Below are 20,064 nucleotides of genomic sequence, written 5' to 3'. Positions count from 1 at the left end.
CGGGCCTGAACCTGCTCAAGGGCAGGCTGGCCGGCCGATCACCACATCAGGTCGTCGGGGATCTGGAAGGCGGCGTAAGGATCGTCCTCTTCCACGGTGGTGGCGCTCTTGTTGACGCGCACCACCATCGCCGCATCGCGCTCGGCGATCTTGTCGGCGATCACGCGCGGCACCAGTTCGGCCACGCCGTTCAGCACCACGATCACCAGGCGGCCGGCCACCAGGTGCTCGCGCACCGCCGCCGTCACGAACATGCGCTCGATCTTGCTGCCGTGCGTGTAGTGGTAGGCGATGTCGCCGTTGCGGCCCTTGTCCTGGCGGTTCTGCTGCACCATCTGCGCGATCTGCGCGACGATGGCTTTCTGCTGCGCGGCGGCGTCGCGCTGCGCGTTCAGTTCGCGGTTGCGCTCGGCCAGCTTGCGCTGCGCCTCCTGCGCGGCCAGCTTGGCCTCGTCCACGGACTGCGTGCCGGAGCGGCGCTCTTCCTTCTTCTGCTTGCTCTTCTCCTGATTGGCCACCTTGACCTTGTTCTTGGCAACCAGGCCGGCCTTCAGCAATTGATCTTGTAACGAAACCATGTGTACCACTCCATAAAAAAGGTCCGCCGCCCCTTGCGGGAACGGCGGACCCCATTATAGCTGCGGCGCCGCGCTTAGAAGCGATAGTTCAGCGAAGCGGCGAAGGTGCGGCCCAGCTGGCTGAACTGCGAACCGTCGTACGTCACCATCGAATAGCGGCCGTTGAACGTCACCAGGTTGGTCTGCGCGTCGTACGGCGTCATGCCGGTCGCCGGGTCCACCACTTTGCTGTCCAGGATGGCCTGGCCCTTGGCGTTGCGGGCGTTGAAGTGCCAGCTCGGCGTGGTGTTGAACATATTGTTGATGTTGAACGACAGCGTGGTGCTCGGCGTCAGCGCGTAGGTGATCGCGAAGTCCGTCACCATCTTGGTCTTGAACGCCACTTCCAGGTTTTCATCCATGCCGGCGTTGCGGAAGTGGGTAGGACCGAACACGGTGTTGTTCAGCGACAGGTTCAGCTGCTTGTAGTCCCAGTCGGCGCCGATGATGGTCTTGTACTTCGGACGCGAGGTGAACATCAGCGCCTCGGTGGTGGCGTTCAGCACCGACTGGTTGGCGTTGGCGATCAGCGCCGGGTTGTTGACGGCGCCTTCACGTTCGTTCTTCAGCGACAGATTGCCCGACAGGTTGAGCGTCACCTTGCCGTCCGCGAAAGGAATGTTCTTGCGCGAAGCGACATAGTCGAGACCTTCGGTGCGGCTGGTCAGGGCGTTGACGAAGAAGCTGGCCGAAACGATGTTGGCGGCGCTCAGCTGCACGTCCAGCGGGTTGGTGGCGACGCCGGTCGGCTTGATCTCGGTGCTCAGGACGATGCGGTCCTTGACCTTGATGTTGTAGTAGTCGAGCGTGATGCTGGTGTTGTTGTCCGGCTTGAAGCCCAGGCCCAGCGTGATGTTGTTCGACTTCTCGGCCTTCAGCTTGGGCACCTGCAGCGCGGCGGCCGCACCCGATACGTTGTTGACCAGGCCCGACACCAGAATGCCCTTGCCCGGCACGAAGGAGTACTGCGCCTTCTGCGTATAGATCTGCGCCAGCGAAGGCGCGCGGAAACCGGTCGAGGCCGATGCGCGCAAGGTGAACTGCTCGTTGATCTTGTAGCGGGTCGACGTCTTCCACACGAAGGCGCTGCCGAAGTCGGTGTACTTCTCGTAGCGGCCGGTGGCGTCGATCAGGAACGCCGGGCTGATATCCCAGGTGGCGCCGGCGTAGGCGCCGTAGTTCGAGCGCGACGAGCCGAACGAGTTGGCCGGGGCATTGCCGGCATACGAGTCGGCGCCGCTGCCATAGTAGGACGCCGCATCGCCGGCCAGGGTTTCATAGTTCTCGTGGCGCAGCTCGGTGCCGGCGTAGAAATTGACGTCCTTGCTCAGTTGCTTGGAAATATCGCCGTTCAGCACCCAGTGGCTGAACTTGACGCCGCCGGCGTCAAAGCTGGTCGGCGACGGCGTGCTGATGACGTGGGCCAGGTAGTCTTCCTGCATGCCGCGGTTGACCGAGTTGCCGACCGCATAGCCCTGCTTGTTGCCGCCGTATGTCAGGCTGACGTCGGCGTTCCAGTCGCCGACGACGAACTTGGTGCCGCCGGTGGCGTTGTAGTCGTCCAGCGTGCCGCCGAAGGTCGGCACATAGCCGACATAGGTGTACTGCGGCGCATGCAGCAGGCCATAGTCGGTCGGGCGCCAGTATGGCGTGCGGTAGTTGGCGAAGGAGCTGACCTTCTTGTTGACGTAGGCACCGTTGGCGTACAGGCTGGTGGTGTCGCTGAGATCGTAGCGGGTGTTGAACTCGGCCTTGGCGGCGCGGGTGGCCGGCGAACCGTTGATGTTGCCGGCGTCGGGGAACTTGGCCAGGAATGGCAGCACCTGGGTTTTCAGATCGGCTTCGAAGTCGCTGGCGTCGCCGCGGCCGTCGACCACGCCGGGACGGTTGGACAGGTTGACCTTGGAGACGTCGACCGTGTAGTTGAAGAAACCGCGGTCGCCGCCCAGCGGCAGGCCCTGGTTGAGCGACACGCCGCCCATCTTGCCGTCGCTCTGGTGGGTCATGCCGGTGCGCAAGGTGGCCGAGCCGCCTTCCGCATTGTCCTTCAGGATGATGTTGACGACGCCGGCGATCGCGTCGGAACCGTACTGCGCCGAGGCGCCGTCGCGCAGCACTTCGATGCGCTTGATGGCGTCGACCGGAATCGCCGAAATGTCGGCGCCGCTTTCACCACGGCCCGGCGAGGTCTGGGTGTAGATCAGCGCGCTGGAATTCTTGCGCTTGCCGTTCACCAGGATCAGCACGCGGCTCGGGCCCATGTTGCGGATCTCGTAGGGATCGAGCAGCGAGGTGGCGTCGTTCACCGGGGTCTGCACGGTGTTGAAGGACGGCACGCGGAACTGCAGGGATTTATCGAGCGTGGCCTGGCCGGTCTTGCCCAGGTCGCGCGCACCGATGATGTCGATAGGCACCGGGGTGTCGACCATGGTGCGCTGGGCGCCACGGCTGCCGGTGGAAACAATCACCACTTTCTGGATATCGTCCGGTGTCGCATCGGCCGCCGCGGCAGGCTGCACGGCGGCGGTTTGAGCGACGGCGGTCGCCTGGGCCTGGGCCAGAACGTAGGGGCTGGCGGACAACAACAACGCTGCGAATGGAAAATTCTTCTTCATGTGCGATCTCTTTTAATTTCGTGATGTTATTAGGTATCTGTTGTCGATGCTGCGGGTACTCGGTAATGATTGTTGCTATGGATGAATGTATAGACATCATTGTTGAGCGTCCATTGTTTCCGGCAAACTTGGGCCTTAAACCAGGTTCATGCGGCAAATTAACAACTATGAAAAACGATTTCCCGCGACCGTGCCGGCATAAGGACGCCAATCCGCACCAAAACAGGGGAAGTTGCACCACGAAAGTGCCCCGCACCACGGCGGGGCAAAGCTCAGTTTTTGCCGCTGCGGCGGGCCGGCTTGGCGGCGGGATGGGAGGCCAGCGAAGCGCGCAAGGTCATCGTCACCGGATAGCCGCGCGTGACGGGGCGCTGCAGGCCGTAGCAGCTGTTGAGCAGCGCGTTGATGCCGTTCTGCGTCATCTCGCGCCACGGCATGTGCACCGTGGTCAGGCGCGGCGCCGAGAATTCCGCGCTGGGCGTATCGTCGTAGCCGATCACCGACAGCTCGTGCGGCACGCGGATGCCGGCCTCCTGGAAGTAGGACAGCGCGCCCACCGCCATCTCGTCGTTGGCGCAGAACAGCGCGCTGCACGGCTGCTTCGAATCCATCAGCTCCTTGGCCGCCGACCAGCCGCCGGCCGGCGAAAAGTCGCGCTCCGTCACCCACAGCTTGGCGATGTCGACGCCGTTGGCGTGCAGCTCGTCGAGGAAGGCGTTGACCCGCACCACGTTGTCCGGCAGGCTGGCCGGGCCGGCCACCACGGCGATCTGCCGGTGGCCGTGGTCGAGCAAGGTGCGCGCCGCCATCCGCCCGCCCAGCGTGTGGTCGACCGTGAAGCACTGGCCGGCGATGCTGTCGAAGCTGTGGTTCAGCACCACCATGTGGTTGTACTGCGGCCGCAGCGCGGCGATGTCTTCTTCCTGCAGCACATTGGTCATCAGGATCAGGCCGTCGCAGCCGCGCTCGATCAGGAACTCGATGCCCTCGATCGCCTGCTGGCGCGCGCCGCCCAGGCCGGCGCCGAAAGCCACCACCATGTGCAGGCCGGCGGTGCGCAATTCGTTGTCGATGATTTGCAGGATGGGCGTATAGAAGGTGCCGCTCAGCACCGGGATGTACACGCCTATCATCTGGCTCGATCCCGACAGCAGCGTGCGCGCCGCGTGCGAGGGGCGGAAGCCCAGCTCGTCGATGGCCGCCTTGACCCGCGCCAGCGTGGCCGGCGATACCGAACCCTTGCCGCTGACGACGCGCGAAGCGGTTCCCAGTCCTACGCCCGCGAGGCGGGCTACGTCTTTGATGGTGGCCACGGCTTGTGCTTTTTCACGTAGGTCATGATGTTGATGAAAGTGTCGGTCCAGTAGATCCGGCGGTGCGCGGCCAGGTAGCGGACCAGCTCCTCGTGCGCGGCCGGCGATGTGCCCAGGTAATCGCCGCCGACGCCGTGGAAGGTGAGGTTGACCATGCCGCCCTGCTGCGCCGCCCGTTCGACGATGGCGATCAGTTGCTGCCCGCTGAGGCCTTGCGGCGCCAGCACCGCCACCGCGTACGGATCGAGCGCGGCCATCGGCGCCGTCACGCCGTCGCCGCCGCCGGCCTTGATCGCCACGAAGGCCGGCGCGATCAGCGGCAGATAGTCGACGCCGCCCGCGCCGCCCGCGCCGCCGGCCAGCCGGTCGCCGCAGGGCACGGTGTAGGTGCGCTCGCGCCGGCCGTCGATGGCGTACAGCATGGCGTTGGCGGCCAGCACCTGGTCCTGCATCTGCGCGGCGCTGGTGGTGTCGAGGTTGCGGTGCGGCTGCACCCAGTCATGGCCGGGCGCCGCCAGCGAGCATTGGTGGAACAGGCTGTGGTTGCCCAGCTCGTGGCCGCGCCTGGCCGCGCGGCGCCAGGCCGCCAGCCGCCGCCCGACCACCGGGCTCGACAACTGCAAATAGAAACTGCCCTTCAGGCCGTACTTGTCCAGCACCGGGATGGCGTGGTCGAGCTGGGAATCGAGGGCGTCGTCGTAGGCCAGGCTGACGGCCGCCCTCGCCCCGTGCGGCCAGCCGGACGCGGGGGCGGCGGCCGCCGGCTGGAAGCAGCCCAGCCAGACCGCGCCCAGCGTCGTCAAGGATCGAATCAAAGGTCGAGCAAGCATGCAAAGTGTCTCTTTTTGGAAACGTTACCATCCATGATGCGCGGCTTGCTTTCCTCTGTCAACGAAAACCGGGTGTGGCTTATGCGGCATTGCAAATTGACTTTGAATTTCGTTCGGTGCTATATTTGCCACACGAAATGGAAACCTTTCCAAACCGGGGAGGCGGAAACGGCAGACGGGACGCCCACCACCACAGCAGCGGCCCCGGCGATTTTTTTGCAACACCGATGGCGCAGTTTTAATGGCTGGCACGGGCGCAGGCGGCCCTGCCGGCGGACTTCGATTGACAAACTATTTCGTCAATCATACTATTCGACGGATTGCTATGGAAACGTTTCCATGTCCATCCGTGGAAGTGGCAGCGAGCTGTTCATAAAAACACAGGAGATAACATGCATTATCCAAAGGCACGACAGAAACTCATCAGCCTGGCGGTGGCCAGCGCTTGCGCGGCGGCGGCCGGGCAGGCACTGGCGCAGGAAGCCCCCGTCAAGGCAGCCGAAGCGCCCGCAGTCCAGAGCGTGGTCGTCACCGGTCTTCGCCAGAGTCTGCTTTCCTCGATGAACCTGAAACGCAATTCCGACGGCATCGTCGACGGCATCGTTGCCGAAGACATCGGCAAGTTCCCCGACACCAACCTGGCCGAATCGCTGCAGCGCATCTCCGGCGTCTCGATCGACCGCTCGATCGGCGAAGGCTCGAAGATCACCGTGCGCGGCGTCGGCCCCGACTTCAACCTGGTGCTGCTGAACGGCCGCCAGATGCCGACCTCCAACCTGGGCGACCTCAACGGCCGCGCCTTCGACTTCGCCAACCTGGCGTCGGAAGCGATCTCCCAGCTGCAGGTGTACAAGACCAGCCGCGCCGAAACGGCCACCGGCGGCATCGGCGCCACCGTCAATGTGATGACCGCGCGGCCGTTCGACCGGCCGGGCATGCATGCCAGCATCGGCGCCAAGGGCGTGTACGACAGCACCAACGGCAACCTGCCGGGCGACGTCAAGGCCAGCAAATCGACCACGCCGGAAATCTCCGGCCTGTACTCGAACACCTTCGACAACAACAAGTTCGGCGTGGCGCTGACCGGCAGCTACCAGGAACGCAATCTGGGCTACAACACCGCCGCCGTCTCCAACGGCTGGCGCGGTCCCTTCCTGGGCAGCGATCCGGGCGGCGGCGCCGAGGCGCTGAAAGGCGCCACCGCCAACGCCCCGGGCCCGAAAGACCTGTTCTCGGTGCCGCAAAACCTGAACTACAACTTCAACGGCGTCAAACGCCAGCGCACCAACGCCCAGCTGACCTTGCAGTACAAGCCGGTCGACACGCTGGTGACGACGCTGGACTACACCTACTCCGAGAACAAGATCCAGACCAAGCGCAACGACCTGTCGGCCTGGTTCAACCTCGGCCCGTCGAACAGCACCTGGACCGGCGGCCCCGTCTCCAGCCCGCTGGTCTATCAGGAACTCCTGCCGGGCGGCACCTCCGACATCGCCATGGGCGCGGCCGACTTCGCCACGAAGACGCAGAACAAATCGCTGGGCTTCAACGCGGTGTGGAAGCCGACCAAGGATCTGCGCTTCGAGCTCGACACCCACCACTCGACGGCCGAATCGAAGGCGGACAGCCCCTTCGGTTCGAGCAACACGCTGGGCACGGCCAGCTTCAGCCGCGGCAACACCACGGTGGACTTCAGCCATGACTTCCCGGTGCTGAGCATTTCCGGCGCCGACTTCGCCAAGGCGCCGCAGCAAGTGACCGGTTCGGTGTTCACCAACGGCTACATGAAGGGCGAGGTCGACCAGACCCAGATCAAGGGCGCATGGAAAGTGCTGGAAGCGTCCGAGCTGAAATTCGGCGCCGCCGCGTCGGAAGTGAAGAACCGTTCGGCCTTCTCCAACCAGCAGCGCGACACCTGGGGCGGCGCCACCAAGCCGTCCGACTATCCAGCCAGCGTGTTCCATCAGGAATCGGTGCGCCAGTACTTCGACCATGTCGGCGGCAGCGGCAACTCCAACCTGTTCAACCAGTTCTACACCTTCAACTTCGCCCAGGTGCGCCAGCTGGCGGCCACCGCGTCCGGCCTGCCGGCGCTGTACCTGCCGAAGACCACCTTCGACAACGACGCCCGCACCGAAGAGAAATCGAAGTCGGCCTTCATCCAGTTCAACACCGACTGGGACACCAAGCTGCCGATCCGCACCGCGCTGGGCCTGCGCTATGAAACCACCGACGTCGTCTCGACCGCGCTGGTGCCGGCCGCCGTCAACATCAGCTGGGTATCGCAGAACGAGTTGCCGATCACCTTCGGCGATCCGACCTTCACCACGCTGACCGGCAAGTACCACAACCTGCTGCCGAGCTTTGACTCCGACATCGAAATCACGCCGGACCAGAAGATCCGCTTCAGCCTGGGCGAAACCATCGGCCGTCCGCGCTACGACCAGATCCAGGGCGGCACCACGCTCGACCGCCTGACCCGCACCTTCGGCGGCACCGGCAACCAGGGCAATCCTGCGCTGAAGCCGGTCAAGTCCAAGAATCTGGACCTGGCCTACGAGTGGTACTACGGCAAGCAGAACTTCTTCTCGCTGGGCTACTTCCGCAAGAACCTGGAAAACTATGCCGGCCAGTCGCAGATCGACGCCACGCCGTTCAACCTGCACACGCCCGCCGGCGGCAAGTTCTGGAACGAAGCGCTGGCCAGCGGCTGCGCCACCAGCGACACCACCTGCATCCGCGACTACATCTTCAAGAACCACGACGGCGCACCGGGCGTGACGCGCGGACCGGACGCCAACGGCCATGCCACCGGCGTCATCGTCGGCCAGCCGAGCGATCCGATCGCCAACTTCAAGATCAACTCCTATTCCAACCAGAAGGCTGCCAGCCTGAACGGTCTGGAGGTGAACTTGCAGCATATGTTCGGCAACAGCGGCTTCGGCGTCTCGACCAACTACACCTATGTGCACTCGGGCCTGAAGTACGACAACGCCAAGCTCGGCGAGCAGTTCGCGCTGGTCGGCCTGTCGAACTCGTCGAACGTGGTCGGCATCTACGAGGACAAGAAGTTCACCGCCCGCGTGGCCTACAACTGGCGCGGCGAGTTCCTGTCGTCGACCTTCGACGGCTCCGGCCCGAACCCGCAGTACGTGGAAGCGTACGGCCAGGTCGATGTCAGCGTAGGCTACAACTACAACGACAAGCTGAGCTTCCAGTTCGAGGGCATCAACGTGGGCAACTCGATCACCCGTACGCACAGCCGCACCAAGCAGCAGCTGGAGTCGGTGACGCAGCAGGGTCCGCGCTACATGATCGGCGCCCGCTACAAGTTCTAACCGGTAGTTGACGCACCCGGGGCCGCTGCCTGGCAGCGGCCCCTTTTCGGTTAGACTTCCAGCAATCTCAACACCTCAAGGCGAGTAACATGATCCGACGCATCGTGATTGTGGGTGGCGGTTCGGCCGGCTGGCTGACGGCCGGCCTGATCGCGGCCGACCACCAGGGCACGCCGCTGCACATCACCCTGATCGAGTCGCCCGACATCGCCCCCATCGGCGTCGGCGAAGGCACCTGGCCCAGCATGCGCGACACGCTGCGCCGCATCGGCGTGTCCGAAGCCGACTTCTTCCGCGAGTGCGACGCCGCCTTCAAGCAGGGCTCGCGCTTCAACCATTGGCGAGGCGATCATCCCCTCGGCAGCGACCGCGACTACTACTTCCATCCCTTCGTGCTGCCGCAAGGCTATGGCGAAGTGAACCTGCCGCAGCAATGGCAGGCGCAACATCCCGACACCCCGTTCGCCGACCTGGTCAGCTTTCAGCCCCACCTGTGCGTCAACGGCCGCGCCCCCAAGCAAGCGAGCACGCCGGAGTTTGCGTCGGTGGCCAACTACGGCTACCACCTCGATGCCGGAAAGTTCGGCGTCTTCCTGCGCAAGCACTGCCTGGAAAAGCTGGGCGTGCACCACGTTCCGGACAACGTCGTCGGCATCACCAGCCACGACAACGGCGACATCGCCGCGCTGCGAACGCAGGCCCACGGCGCGCTCGAAGCCGAGCTGTTCATCGACTGCACCGGCATGCAATCCCTGCTGCTGGGCAAACACTACGAGGTGCCCTTCATCTCGCAAAAGCATGTGCTGTACAACGACTCGGCGCTGGCGGTGCAGATACCCTACCCCGCCGCCGACCATCCGATCGCCTCGCAGACCTCATCCACCGCGCAAAGCGCCGGCTGGATCTGGGACATCGGCCTGCCGACCCGGCGCGGCGTCGGCCATGTGTACTCGGGCGCGCACATCGGCGACGACCAGGCCGAGGCCGAGCTGCGCCGCTACATCAGCGCCACCGGCGGCCCGCAGGACATCCCCTCGCCGCGCAAGCTCAGCTTCAACCCAGGCTACCGCGCGCGCTTCTGGCACCGCAACTGCGTGGCCATCGGCCTGTCCGCCGGCTTCATCGAACCGCTGGAAGCGTCGGCCCTGGCGCTGGTGGAAATGTCGGCCGCCATGGTCAGCGACGAACTGCCGGCCACGCGCGCAGCGATGGACATCGTCGCCCGCCGCTTCAACGACGCCTTCACCTACCGCTGGGAACGGGTGATCGACTTCCTCAAGCTGCACTACGTGCTGAGCCGCCGCCGCGACAGCGACTACTGGCGCGACAACACGGCCGCCGTGCCCGAACGCCTGAACGACTTGCTGACGCTGTGGCGCCACCGCGCGCCCTCGCGCAACGACTTCAACCGCATCGAAGAGGTATTCCCTTCGGCCAGCTACCAGTACGTGCTGTACGGCATGGGCTTCCGCAGTGAATACACGCATCCCCAGCCGCAGCAAGCCGCGCAGGCCGACCACTACTTCCGCGAAGCGGCCGCGCTGACCCGCAAGATGCTGGGCGCGCTGCCGGACAACCGCGCACTGATCAACCACATCACACAAAGACACCATGCCTAACATCGCCCTGCTGAACAATGTAGAACACAAGGACTTGCGCGTCATCACCCGGCGCGGCGCCCGGTACGGCGACCGCCAGATGGCGGCCGTCACCTTCCCCGCCGAATTCCGCGACGTGCAAGCGTGCTACCCCATCGTCTTCCGCCAGACCACGGACGGCCTGGGCTTCGAGCCGGTCGCGCTGTTCGGCTTCCATGAAGAGGAAAACCTGTTCCTGGACGGCGAGCGCTGGGACGCGGCCTACCTGCCGATGATGGTCGAGCGCCTGCCCTTCCTGATCGGCGGCAGCGGCAGCGAGCTGATGGTGCACATCGACCTCGACAGCCCGCGCATCAGCCGCAGCGACGGCGAGGCCGTGTTCCTGCCGCATGGCGGCAACAGCGACTTCCTGGAGCGCAGCAGTTCCATGCTGCTGGCCATCCATCGCGGCCTGCAAGAAACGCCGGCCCTGCTGGCGGCGCTGCTGCAGCACGCGCTGCTGGAAAGCTTCGTGCTCGATGTCGAACTGAACGACGGCTCGCAGAACCGCCTGGCCGGCTTCCACACCATCAACGAGGACAAGCTGGCGGCGCTGGACGCGGACGCCGTGGCAGCGCTGCACCGGGCCGGCCACCTGCAAAGCATCTACATGGTGCTGGCCTCGCTGTCGAACTTCCGCCTGCTGATCGACCGCAAGAACGCCGCCCATGCCTGAAGCCATACGCGAGATCGGCGGCCTGGGCGTGAACGACCTGGGCGATGACATACTGACCGCCACCGAGCCGCTGGTGTTGCGCGGCCTGGCCGCCAGCTGGCCGATGGTGCGCGCCGCGCTGGCCGACGAGCGCGGCGGCGACGCCTACCTGCGCCGCCACTACCGCGACGCCACGGTCGGCGCCATGCTGGGCCCGCCCGAAGCGGGCGGCCGCTTCTTCTACAACGCCGACATGGACGGCTTCAATTTCTATCCGGTGCACGCCAGGCTGACCGCCGTGCTGGACGAGATTGAAGCCAAGCGCCATCAAAGCAAGCCAGCCACCGTCTACGTCGGTTCGACCACGGTGGAAACCTGTTTGCCCGGCTTCCGCGAACACAACGACATCAAGCTGGGCGGCCGCGACGCGCTGGCCAGCATCTGGATCGGCAACCGCACCCGCATCGCCGCCCACTACGACGTGCCGGACAACCTGGCCGTGGTGGCGGCCGGCCGACGCCGCTTCACGCTGTTCCCGCCGGAGCAGCTGAAGAACCTGTACGTCGGCCCGCTGGACTTCACGCCGGCCGGCCAGGCCATCAGCCTGGTGGACTTGCTCCATCCGGACTTCGACAAATATCCGAAATTCGCCGAGGCGCTGGCGCACGCGCAAAGCGCCGAGCTGGGCCCGGGCGACGCCATCTTCATCCCCAGCATGTGGTGGCATCACATCGAAGCGCTGGATCCGTTCAACGTGCTGGTCAACTACTGGTGGCGGCAGTCGCCCGACTACATGGACACGCCGACCAGCACGCTGATGCTGGCCTTCCTGACCATGCGCGAGCTGCCGGCGGCGCAGCGCAAGGCGTGGCAGGAGATCTTCCGCCACTACATCTTCGAAGCCGACGAAACCACGTCGGCGCATATCCCCGAGCACGCCCGCCATGTGCTGGCGCCGCTCAACGACGATGCCGCGCGCGCACTGCGCGCCCACCTGCTGAAAAAAATAAACCGCTAAGGAGACGACGATGAACCCAGGCACCCGAGATCCCAACAACCGCCGGCCGGTACGCCGCGTCGTCATCGCCGGCGGCGGCACCGCCGGCTGGATGGCGGCGGCCGGCATCGCCAAGGTGCTCGGCAAACGGCTCGACATCAAGCTGATCGAATCCGACGAGATCGGCACGGTCGGCGTCGGCGAAGCGACGATACCGACGCTGATGAATTTCCACCATCTGCTGGAAATCAACGAGCAGGAATTCATGGCCGAGACGCAGGCCACCTTCAAGCTGGGCATCAGCTTCGAAAGCTGGCGCAACGTCAGGCAAGACTACATTCACTCCTTCGGCGTCACCGGCACCGACCACTGGACCGCCGGCTTCCAGCATTTCTGGCACAAGGGCGTCGAGCGCGGCCTGGCCGGCGACTACGGCGACTACTGCCTGGAGCTGAAGGCCTCGCTGGAAAACCGCTTCGCCCACCTGCCGGACAACGGCATGAACTACGCCTACCACCTGGACGCCAGCCGCTACGCCAAATACCTGCGCCGCCTGAGCGAGCCGCGCGGCGTGCAGCGCATCGAAGGCAAGATCGTGCGCTACACCACGCACGAGGACAACGGCGACGTCCGTTCGGTGGTGCTGGAATCGGGCCAGGAAATCGAGGGCGACCTGTTCATCGATTGCACCGGCTTCCGCGGCCTGCTGATCGGCGACGCCATGCAGGAGCCGATGGAGGATTGGTCGCAATGGCTGTTCTGCGACCGCGCCATCGCCGTGCAGACCGAGTCGGTGGGCGACGCCGTGCCGCTGACGCGCTCGATGGCCCACCAGGCCGGCTGGCAGTGGCGCATCCCGCTGCAGCACCGGGTCGGCAACGGCATCGTGTTTTCGAGCCGCCACCTCGACGAGGACGCGGCGATGAGGCAGCTGATGGGCAATGTGGAAGGCAAGGCGCTGATCGCGCCGCGCGTCATCAAGTTCAAGCCTTGCCAGCGCAAGCACACGTGGAAGGGCAATGTGGTGGCGATCGGCTTGTCCAGCGGCTTCCTGGAGCCGATCGAATCGACCAGCATCCACCTGATCCAGCGCTCGGTGGTGCGGCTGATGCAGACCTTCCCGACCGACGGCATCAGCCAGGCCGACATCGACGAGTACAACAACCAGTGCAACAGCGAGATCGAGCACATCCGCGATTTCGTCATCCTGCACTACCACGTCAACAATCGCACCGACTCGCCGTTCTGGGTCGAGGCGCGCGAGATGAGCATCCCCGCCTCGCTGCAGCACCGCATAGCCCTGTTCCGCGAAACGGGCCGCGTGTTCCGCGTGCCGAACGAGCTGTTCGCCGAGAACTCGTGGATACAGGTGATGCTGGGCCAGGGCATCATGCCGCGCTCGCACCACCAGAGCGCCGACCTGATGGGCGACGAGGAGCTCAGGCACTTCCTCGGCGGCATCAAGTCGCGGGTCGACCGCATCGTGGTGCAGCTGCCGAGCCACCAGGCCTATGTGGAGCGCTACTGTGGCCGCGCGGAATCGGCCAAGGCCGCGTGATCGACTTGATTTTCATCGCCGATGTCGCGAATAATCGTCACGTCACGGTTAACGGAATTAAAGGAAGCCAGACAAAAGCCGAGAACCAGCCCAGTATTGGCAATCGCATCGTCGGTTTCCAATGCAATTCGCAATGTGACTGTGTCCATGTGGCGCGTTTTCACCGCCCTTGACTTGATCAGCAGGCCATCAACGTCAGCGGTCTTCACCACTAGTAGCAACGGTAAGTCAACGCCTACCGGCTGGTGCTGGAGATGCGCAAGGGATACTATCGCGTAGCGGATTTCCGCTACAGGGCGGAGATCGCTGACTATTTCGGCCAGCGCGCTGGCAAGTCGCCGGTTGCGCGGTTCGCGCAGACTCTGGAACAACCAGCGGTAAGAAATGATATAGGGGCGAGCGTTGGATACAAAAAATGGCGTATTCCCCCCACCCTCGGCTGAAGCAAGTTCTACAGCTGCATGGAATTCGTCGACTTCTTCGACCGCGAATTCCTCTTCACAGATGTACTCGGCATAGGCAGCGAAGAGTTTCAATACGTACCGAAGCAACTCATCATATCGGCCGTCCACCGCCGCCAAAGCCAGCATCTCCTCATAGATCCCTTCAGACCCACGCAGCACGTCGGCAAGCGGCAGATAGCTTCCTCCGCACGCGTCGCGTGCGTAGGCGTTGAATACGATACGCGCCACCCTCCCGTTTCCATCGGAAAAGGGATGCGCCGTGATCAAAACAAGGAAGGCCTGCAGCGCGCGGAACAACCATGGCTCGTCCTCATTGGGCGTGTACCACAGCAGCGCGTCACCGCTTTGAAGTGGCGCCAGCCTTAACCAGGGCAGATACACGATCGACAGCGGGACAGTCCTCGGGGCCTCGGACCTCCCCATTAGCAACTGGAAGATTTGCTGGGCGAGTTGATGAACATTTCCCGACGCCGCGCGCCGTGGCGCGGCTGCGCTCCAAGTGTCGAGCGCAGCGCGTTCTTGGAACGCAGAATAGCTGGATCGTGCGCGAGCTTTAACGAACGCTGCGATCTCTGGACGGGCTGTTGGCGCGCATGCAGATGGAAATGTGAAGGTCGCCAGCCTGGCATAACTGGGCATCGGGCGTTTTAGCGCCTTCTCCAGCGCGGCTTGACATGCCATCCACAGTTTTTTTGAAGATGGGCTTTGCACACTCCAGTCGACCGGGCGATAAGCAGTGGACTGTACTATGGGTTGCAGCATCACCGTTTGCTTAGGTCGTCCGCCCACATTTGCTGGATATACCGAACCGTTGTGGGTTGCAACCCGGTATTCATCAGCACCTGCCCGTCAGAACCTATGACGCCCTGATATTCAACCGGTTGCGGAGCGCTCAGGCCGTTAATGTTAAATCCCAAGAAAGTGATATTCACCCCCCTGCCTCCACACGAAAAGCCTAGATGTCCCAGCAACTCTTTTGATCGCAGCAAGGCACCAAGCGTGCTTGTCGCCAGTTCCTCGCTGACACTGACATTATCCACACTGAAAGCGACTTCTTGCAGCCCGTAATTGACGGTAAGCCGATAGAAGCGCTGCGGACATTTGACCTCGTATTGAACATCCGCGCGTACCGGCCGCGCAGGATCGCTGCTATTCGAAATAGTGGTTTGGCTCTTTTGCTCCGCCGCGTGTGCAGAGCCGAAGACTGCCGCTGATAACATCAATGTGGAAAGTATATTCATAAACGACCTTAGGCCAGCCTTACATGCTTCAATATTGTCAGCGTCAGTTAACCACATCGCACAGAGTCATGGGCGATATCCGAGCCAATCAGCCGAATTTCAGGGCCAGACCAGGTATATTCATAGGTACCGGAACGGTCCACAATATAATAGAGCACACCAGGGTCGACCGCACCGCCTGCCATCATCCGGGCAGCATCTGCGACATCTCCAGGACCGCCGTCAGCATGATTGAAGATATTCGAAGGTAGTCTCGTATCGCTACCGGCGGACGGCGGGTGGGTATGAATCATGGCAACGATCTTTTCACCCGCGTTGGTTGATATCTCAGCGTTGACCCCGAACGCGGTGCCCACCGCAATATTTCCCACTCGAAGATCACCGTTCGCCTCTCTGACAATAAAGACTCCTTGCTCCTGTTTATCAAAGTAGGTCTGTCCGCCCATCGATTGCGAAATATTCACGACCAAATCCCTTAACTTTTGCAAGTTGACGCCATTGGGTGTGCTCGATGGCGCCGGCGAGCTATGCATACGACATCCCGGACCGTTGTCCGGAGCCCCGCCAGTGTTAGGTGAGCCGAAAAAAGATAGCTTAATTCTCTCAAATTGTAATTTTTTAATAATGTTTATTATAAATCATCCATGGCATGCTGCCTGCTTCCTCCGATCAGCAAAAGCAGCCTGAAGCACGATGGCCTGCCGTCGCAATGGCCGAATCTGGCCATCACCGATGCGCAGTCCTGGCCGCTGGGCATGCTCGCGCCGGGATCGGTCGATGGCTACAAGCTGTACACGGCCACCGCCACCGGCGACATCTACCTGAACGTCAGCGAAGACGGCAACTATCAGCTGGTCGGCTACACGCTGTCGGCCGTCTCGCTGGGCGCGGACGATTACGGCAACGACCAGAAATCCGCCGGCAGCGTGGCCATCGGCAGCCTGGCCAAGGGCGCGCTCAGCTACGCCGGCGATGTCGACATGCTCAAGGTCGCGCTCAAGCAAGGCACGACCTATCAGTTCGACCTGCAAGCCGGCGACATCGGCGGACTCAATCCGCAGTACACCTATGTATTCGAGCTGTACGACGCCAAGGGCAAGTATGTCGCGAGCTACGACAACAGCTTCAGCTACAAGGCCATCCGGCTGTACCAGGCCCGCCTTTAACCGCGCACCGGACGAGTCCGGCCTGGGCTACTGGATTTCCAATATGGACAAGGGACTGGGCCTGCAAGCGACCGCCGGCTTCATCATAGGCAGCGAAGAGTTCGTCCGACGCTACGGCGCCAACCTCAGCGATGCTGACTTCGTCACCCAGCTGTACAACAACGTGCTGCGCCGCGCCCCCGACGCCGCAGGCCATGCCTACTGGCTGCACGACGTGCAGATCGGCGTGGCGCGCGCCAATGTGCTGGCCAACTTCAGCGTAAGCCCGGAAAACCAGGCGGCGCTGGTCCAGGTCATCGGCAACGGCTTCGGCGACATCCCGTACAGCGTGTAGCGCCAGCCCGCCACGTCACGCGCGACGCCACCTTCGGGTGGCGTTTTTTTTCGCCTGTCCATCAGCAGCAACACTCGATTGAAATATTTATCATTTCCATATTTTTTAAGTAGTAATATTACAGAACCATCCAGTTCCCAGATGACTGGAGTCATAAAACACGGAGACAGCATGAAATTTCACTGTAGTTTAGTTTCGCATTTGAAAACCGCTACGGCCATGGGCATGCTCGCCCTGCTGGCCGCCTGCGGCGGCAGCGACGGCGGCGCCGCCCCGGGCAACAAGCTACTGGGCGGCAAGATGGTATCGGGACTGGTGGCGGCGCCGCCCGCCCCGGCCAATATCCGCATGCACTTCCACCGCGCCGCCGGCGACGCCGGCCAGTGGGGCGTGTACTCGTGGGACGGCCCGGTCAACCCCAGCCCGGGCTGGATCAGCGGCCGCTTCATGATGACCCAGAGCGACGAGTTCGGCGGCTACGTCGACATCCCCGTCAACACCGCCAAATCGGCGATCTGGTTCCTGGTGACTGACGGCAGCGGCAACAAGAACTGCGGCAACGACCAGTCCGCCAACTTCGCGCCCGACATCGCCGCCAACGGCCAGGAAGTCTGGATGCTGGAAGGCGACTGCACCGTCTACAGCGCGCCGCCCACCATCAGCTACGGCAACCTCAACAACGCCAGCGCGCACTGGCTGTCGGCCGCCACGCTGGCCTGGCCGGGCGCCGCCGCCGACGGCAGCTACCGCCTGTACTACGCGGCCAACGGCGGCCTGGGCTCCAGCGCGGCCGGCGTCACCGGCGCCGACGGCAGCATCGCGCTGAACACCGGTGCGCTGCCGGCGCCGCTGCAGCAAAAATATCCGCACCTGGCCGGCGCCACCGCGCTGACCATGGCCGACGCCGACGCGGCCGGCATCGCCGCCAAGGCCAGCGGCCAGTTCGCCGTCGCCCGCTTCGACGCCAACGGCAAGCTGCTGCAAGTGACGTCGCTGCAAATGAGCGGCATGCTCGACAGCGTGTTCGCCCCGGCCGCCGCCAGCGCCACGCTGGGCCTGAGCTACGACCGCAACGGCGTGCCGACCTTCCGCGTGTGGGCGCCGACCGCCAAGTCGGTCAGCCTCCAGCTCTATCCGGACGCCAATAGCGCCAGCACGCTGACGCGCGCCATGAACCGCGACGCCGCCAGCGGCGTGTGGAGCTACACCGCGCCCGACGCCAGCTGGGTCAACCGCTACTACTACACCTACAAGGTGCAGGTGCTGTCGCGCTGGGCCGGCAACACGCTGGTCGACAACAGCGTGACCGACCCCTACTCGTTCAGCCTGAACGCCAACAGCCAGCGCAGCTTCGTCGCCAACCTCGACAGCGCCGCCCTCAAGCCGGACGGCTGGGACCACCATCCGCTGCCGCGCCTGGACAGCCCGACCGACATCGCGCTGTACGAGCTGCACATCCGCGACTTCAGCGCCGGCGACGCCACCGTGCCGGCCGCGCACCGCGGCAAATACCTGGCGTTCACCGACCAGGACAGCAACGGCATGCGCCACCTGCGCCTGATGCAGCAATCCGGCCTGACCCACATCCACCTGCTGCCATCGTTCGACTACGCCAGCGTCAACGAGGCCGGCTGCAGCACGCCTGCCATTCCCAACGCCGCCGCCGATTCCAGCGCCCAGCAGGCGGCGGTGGAGGCGACGCGCGGCGGCGACTGCTTCAACTGGGGCTACGATCCGGTGCACTACACGGCGCCGGAAGGCAGCTATGCGACCGACGCCAACGACGGCGCGGTGCGCGTGCGCGAGTTCCGCGCCATGGTGCAGGGCTTGCACAAGCAAGGCCTGCGGGTGACGATGGACGTGGTCTACAACCACACCAGCGCTTCGCAGCAGGGCCCGCTGTCGGTGCTCGACAAGATCGTGCCCGCCTACTACTACCGCCTCAACGCCGGCGGCGGCATCACCAACGACAGCTGCTGCGCCGACACCGCGTCCGAGAACGCCATGATGGCCAAGCTGATGATCGATTCCGTCAGCACCTGGGCGCGCGACTACAAGGTCGACAGCTTCCGCTTCGACATCATGGGCTTCACGCCGCTGGCGGTGATGAAACAATTGCAGAGCGCCGTCAACAGCGCGGCCGGACGCGACATCTACCTGTACGGCGAAGCCTGGAACTTCGGCGCCGTCGGCAACGATGTCCGCTTCGTGCAGGCGCGCCAGGCCAATATGTACGGCAGCGGCATCGGCTCGTTCAACGACCGCATCCGCGACAGTGTGCGCGGCGGCGGCTGCTGCGACAGCGGTTCCAGCCTGATCAGCCAGCAGGGTTTCATCAACGGCGCCTACACCGATCCGAACGCGCAATCGACGCAGAGCAAGGACGACTTGCTGCGCCTGGGCGACCTGGTCAAGGTGGGCCTGTCCGGCACGCTGCGCGACTACAGCTTTGTCGACCGCACCGGCGCCCTGCGCAGCAACGCGCAGATCGACTACTTCGGCCAGCAGGCGGGCTTTGCCGCCAGCCCGGCCGAGACCATCAACTACGTCGAAGCGCACGACAACCAGACGCTGTACGACCTCAACGCCTACAAGCTGCCGCTGGCCACCAGCATGGCCGACCGCGTGAAGGTGCAGAACCTGGGCGCGGCGATCAACATCCTGTCGCAGGGCGTGCCCTTCCTGCACGCCGGCCAGGAAATCCTGCGTTCGAAGTCGATGGACCGCGACAGCTACGACGCCGGCGACTGGTTCAACAAGCTCGACTACAGCTACCAGTCAAACAACTTCGGCGTCGGCCTGCCGATGGCGGGCGTCAACCAGGACAACTGGCCGCTGATGGCGCCGCTGCTGGCCAACCCGCTGCTCAAGCCGGACAGCGCCGCCATCGTCGGCGCGCGCAACGCCGTCAACGACTTGCTGGCGATCCGCCGGGACAGCAGCCTGTTCCGCCTGCGCACGGCGCAGGACGTGTCGGAACGGCTGCGCTTCCATAACACCGGGCCGCAGCAGGTGCCGGGACTGATCGTCATGAGCATCGACGGCCAGCACCCCAGCCGCTACGACGGCGCGCGCTACAAGGCGGTGGTGGTGCTGTTCAATGTCGACAAGGTGGCACGCACCATCGCGGTGCCGGAGCTGGCCGGCCGCAAGCTGGCGCTGCACAAGGTGCTGTTGAACGCCGACGGCGGCAAGGGCGCGCGCCTGGGCGGCTACGTCAGCGCCGGCGGCAAGTTCAGCATCGCCGCGCGCAGCACCGTGGTGTTCGTGGAGGAGGCGCAATAGGATGGACCGGCGGA

At 64.0% G+C, this 20,064-nt stretch carries 15 protein-coding genes; 8 read left to right on the top strand and 7 right to left on the bottom strand.

Annotated features, from left to right (window positions below):
* Positions 1-38: 38 nt before the first annotated feature.
* The 4 genes from DUGA2_RS23485 to DUGA2_RS23470 all read right to left on the bottom strand — a co-directional run bounded on the left by DUGA2_RS23485 (position 39) and on the right by DUGA2_RS23470 (position 5,348).
* Positions 39-578: a DUF2058 domain-containing protein gene (locus DUGA2_RS23485; protein WP_070271835.1), complete on the bottom strand. Its 540-nt coding sequence runs from the start codon at positions 576-578 to the stop codon at positions 39-41.
* A gap of 74 nt (positions 579-652) precedes the next feature.
* A complete protein-coding gene (locus DUGA2_RS23480) occupies positions 653-3,232 on the bottom strand; it encodes a TonB-dependent siderophore receptor (protein WP_070271834.1) in 2,580 nt (859 codons plus the stop codon).
* A gap of 272 nt (positions 3,233-3,504) precedes the next feature.
* The gene (locus tag DUGA2_RS23475; protein ID WP_070271833.1) at positions 3,505-4,545 is read right to left on the bottom strand and encodes a LacI family DNA-binding transcriptional regulator; all 1,041 of its coding nucleotides are present in this window, start codon (positions 4,543-4,545) and stop codon (positions 3,505-3,507) included.
* Positions 4,524-5,348 (bottom strand): polysaccharide deacetylase family protein, encoded by an 825-nt coding sequence (locus DUGA2_RS23470; RefSeq protein WP_229214760.1) that lies wholly within the window; start codon positions 5,346-5,348, stop codon positions 4,524-4,526. Before DUGA2_RS23470 ends, DUGA2_RS23475 begins: the two co-directional genes overlap by 22 nt.
* 419 nt (positions 5,349-5,767) lie before the next feature.
* Here DUGA2_RS23470 and DUGA2_RS23465 point away from each other — a divergent pair, with 419 nt between their 5' ends.
* The 5 genes from DUGA2_RS23465 to DUGA2_RS23445 all read left to right on the top strand — a co-directional run bounded on the left by DUGA2_RS23465 (position 5,768) and on the right by DUGA2_RS23445 (position 13,560).
* Complete coding sequence (locus DUGA2_RS23465; protein WP_070271831.1) at positions 5,768-8,713, top strand: TonB-dependent receptor; 2,946 nt, start codon at positions 5,768-5,770, stop codon at positions 8,711-8,713.
* 89 nt (positions 8,714-8,802) lie between these two features.
* On the top strand, positions 8,803-10,332 hold the full coding sequence (locus tag DUGA2_RS23460) for a tryptophan halogenase family protein (RefSeq protein WP_070271830.1): 1,530 nt from the start codon (positions 8,803-8,805) through the stop codon (positions 10,330-10,332).
* Positions 10,325-11,026, top strand: a complete 702-nt coding sequence (locus DUGA2_RS23455) for a SapC family protein (RefSeq protein WP_070271829.1) — start codon at positions 10,325-10,327, stop codon at positions 11,024-11,026. The genes DUGA2_RS23460 and DUGA2_RS23455 overlap by 8 nt, the downstream gene beginning before the upstream one ends.
* Entirely contained in the window at positions 11,019-12,023 is a 1,005-nt protein-coding gene (locus DUGA2_RS23450) for a cupin-like domain-containing protein (protein ID WP_070271828.1), read from the top strand. Before DUGA2_RS23455 ends, DUGA2_RS23450 begins: the two co-directional genes overlap by 8 nt.
* 10 nt (positions 12,024-12,033) lie before the next feature.
* Positions 12,034-13,560 carry a tryptophan halogenase family protein gene (locus DUGA2_RS23445; protein WP_070271827.1) on the top strand — a complete coding sequence of 509 codons (1,527 nt, stop codon included), beginning with the start codon at positions 12,034-12,036 and terminating at the stop codon, positions 13,558-13,560.
* Here the strand turns inward: DUGA2_RS23445 and DUGA2_RS23440 are convergent.
* The 3 genes from DUGA2_RS23440 to DUGA2_RS33735 are packed head-to-tail and all read right to left on the bottom strand — an operon-like array spanning position 13,524 to position 15,729.
* On the bottom strand, positions 13,524-14,786 hold the full coding sequence (locus DUGA2_RS23440) for a Fic family protein (protein ID WP_083296433.1): 1,263 nt from the start codon (positions 14,784-14,786) through the stop codon (positions 13,524-13,526). The genes DUGA2_RS23445 and DUGA2_RS23440 overlap by 37 nt on opposite strands.
* Positions 14,786-15,265, bottom strand: coding sequence for a hypothetical protein (locus DUGA2_RS23435; protein WP_070271825.1), 480 nt, complete (start codon positions 15,263-15,265; stop codon positions 14,786-14,788). The genes DUGA2_RS23440 and DUGA2_RS23435 overlap by 1 nt, the downstream gene beginning before the upstream one ends.
* A 47-nt stretch (positions 15,266-15,312) precedes the next feature.
* Entirely contained in the window at positions 15,313-15,729 is a 417-nt protein-coding gene (locus tag DUGA2_RS33735; RefSeq protein WP_141753359.1) for a hypothetical protein, read from the bottom strand.
* A 180-nt stretch (positions 15,730-15,909) separates the two neighbouring features.
* On the opposite strand from DUGA2_RS33735, the gene DUGA2_RS34090 reads away from it, so the two are divergent.
* The 3 genes from DUGA2_RS34090 to pulA all read left to right on the top strand — a co-directional run bounded on the left by DUGA2_RS34090 (position 15,910) and on the right by pulA (position 20,050).
* Positions 15,910-16,431, top strand: coding sequence for a hypothetical protein (locus DUGA2_RS34090; protein ID WP_070271824.1), 522 nt, complete (start codon positions 15,910-15,912; stop codon positions 16,429-16,431).
* 43 nt (positions 16,432-16,474) lie between these two features.
* Entirely contained in the window at positions 16,475-16,765 is a 291-nt protein-coding gene (locus DUGA2_RS34085; RefSeq protein WP_070271823.1) for a DUF4214 domain-containing protein, read from the top strand.
* A gap of 219 nt (positions 16,766-16,984) precedes the next feature.
* Positions 16,985-20,050 carry a pullulanase-type alpha-1,6-glucosidase gene (gene pulA / locus DUGA2_RS23420; RefSeq protein WP_229214759.1) on the top strand — a complete coding sequence of 1,022 codons (3,066 nt, stop codon included), beginning with the start codon at positions 16,985-16,987 and terminating at the stop codon, positions 20,048-20,050.
* Positions 20,051-20,064: the final 14 nt, after the last annotated feature.

Origin of the sequence: Duganella sp. HH101 (genome assembly GCF_001758795.1) — a bacterium.
GTDB lineage: Bacteria > Pseudomonadota > Gammaproteobacteria > Burkholderiales > Burkholderiaceae_D > Rugamonas > Rugamonas rivuli.
The sequence above is the reverse complement of the archived record's forward strand: the minus strand, read 5'-3'. Positions and strand labels throughout refer to the sequence as shown.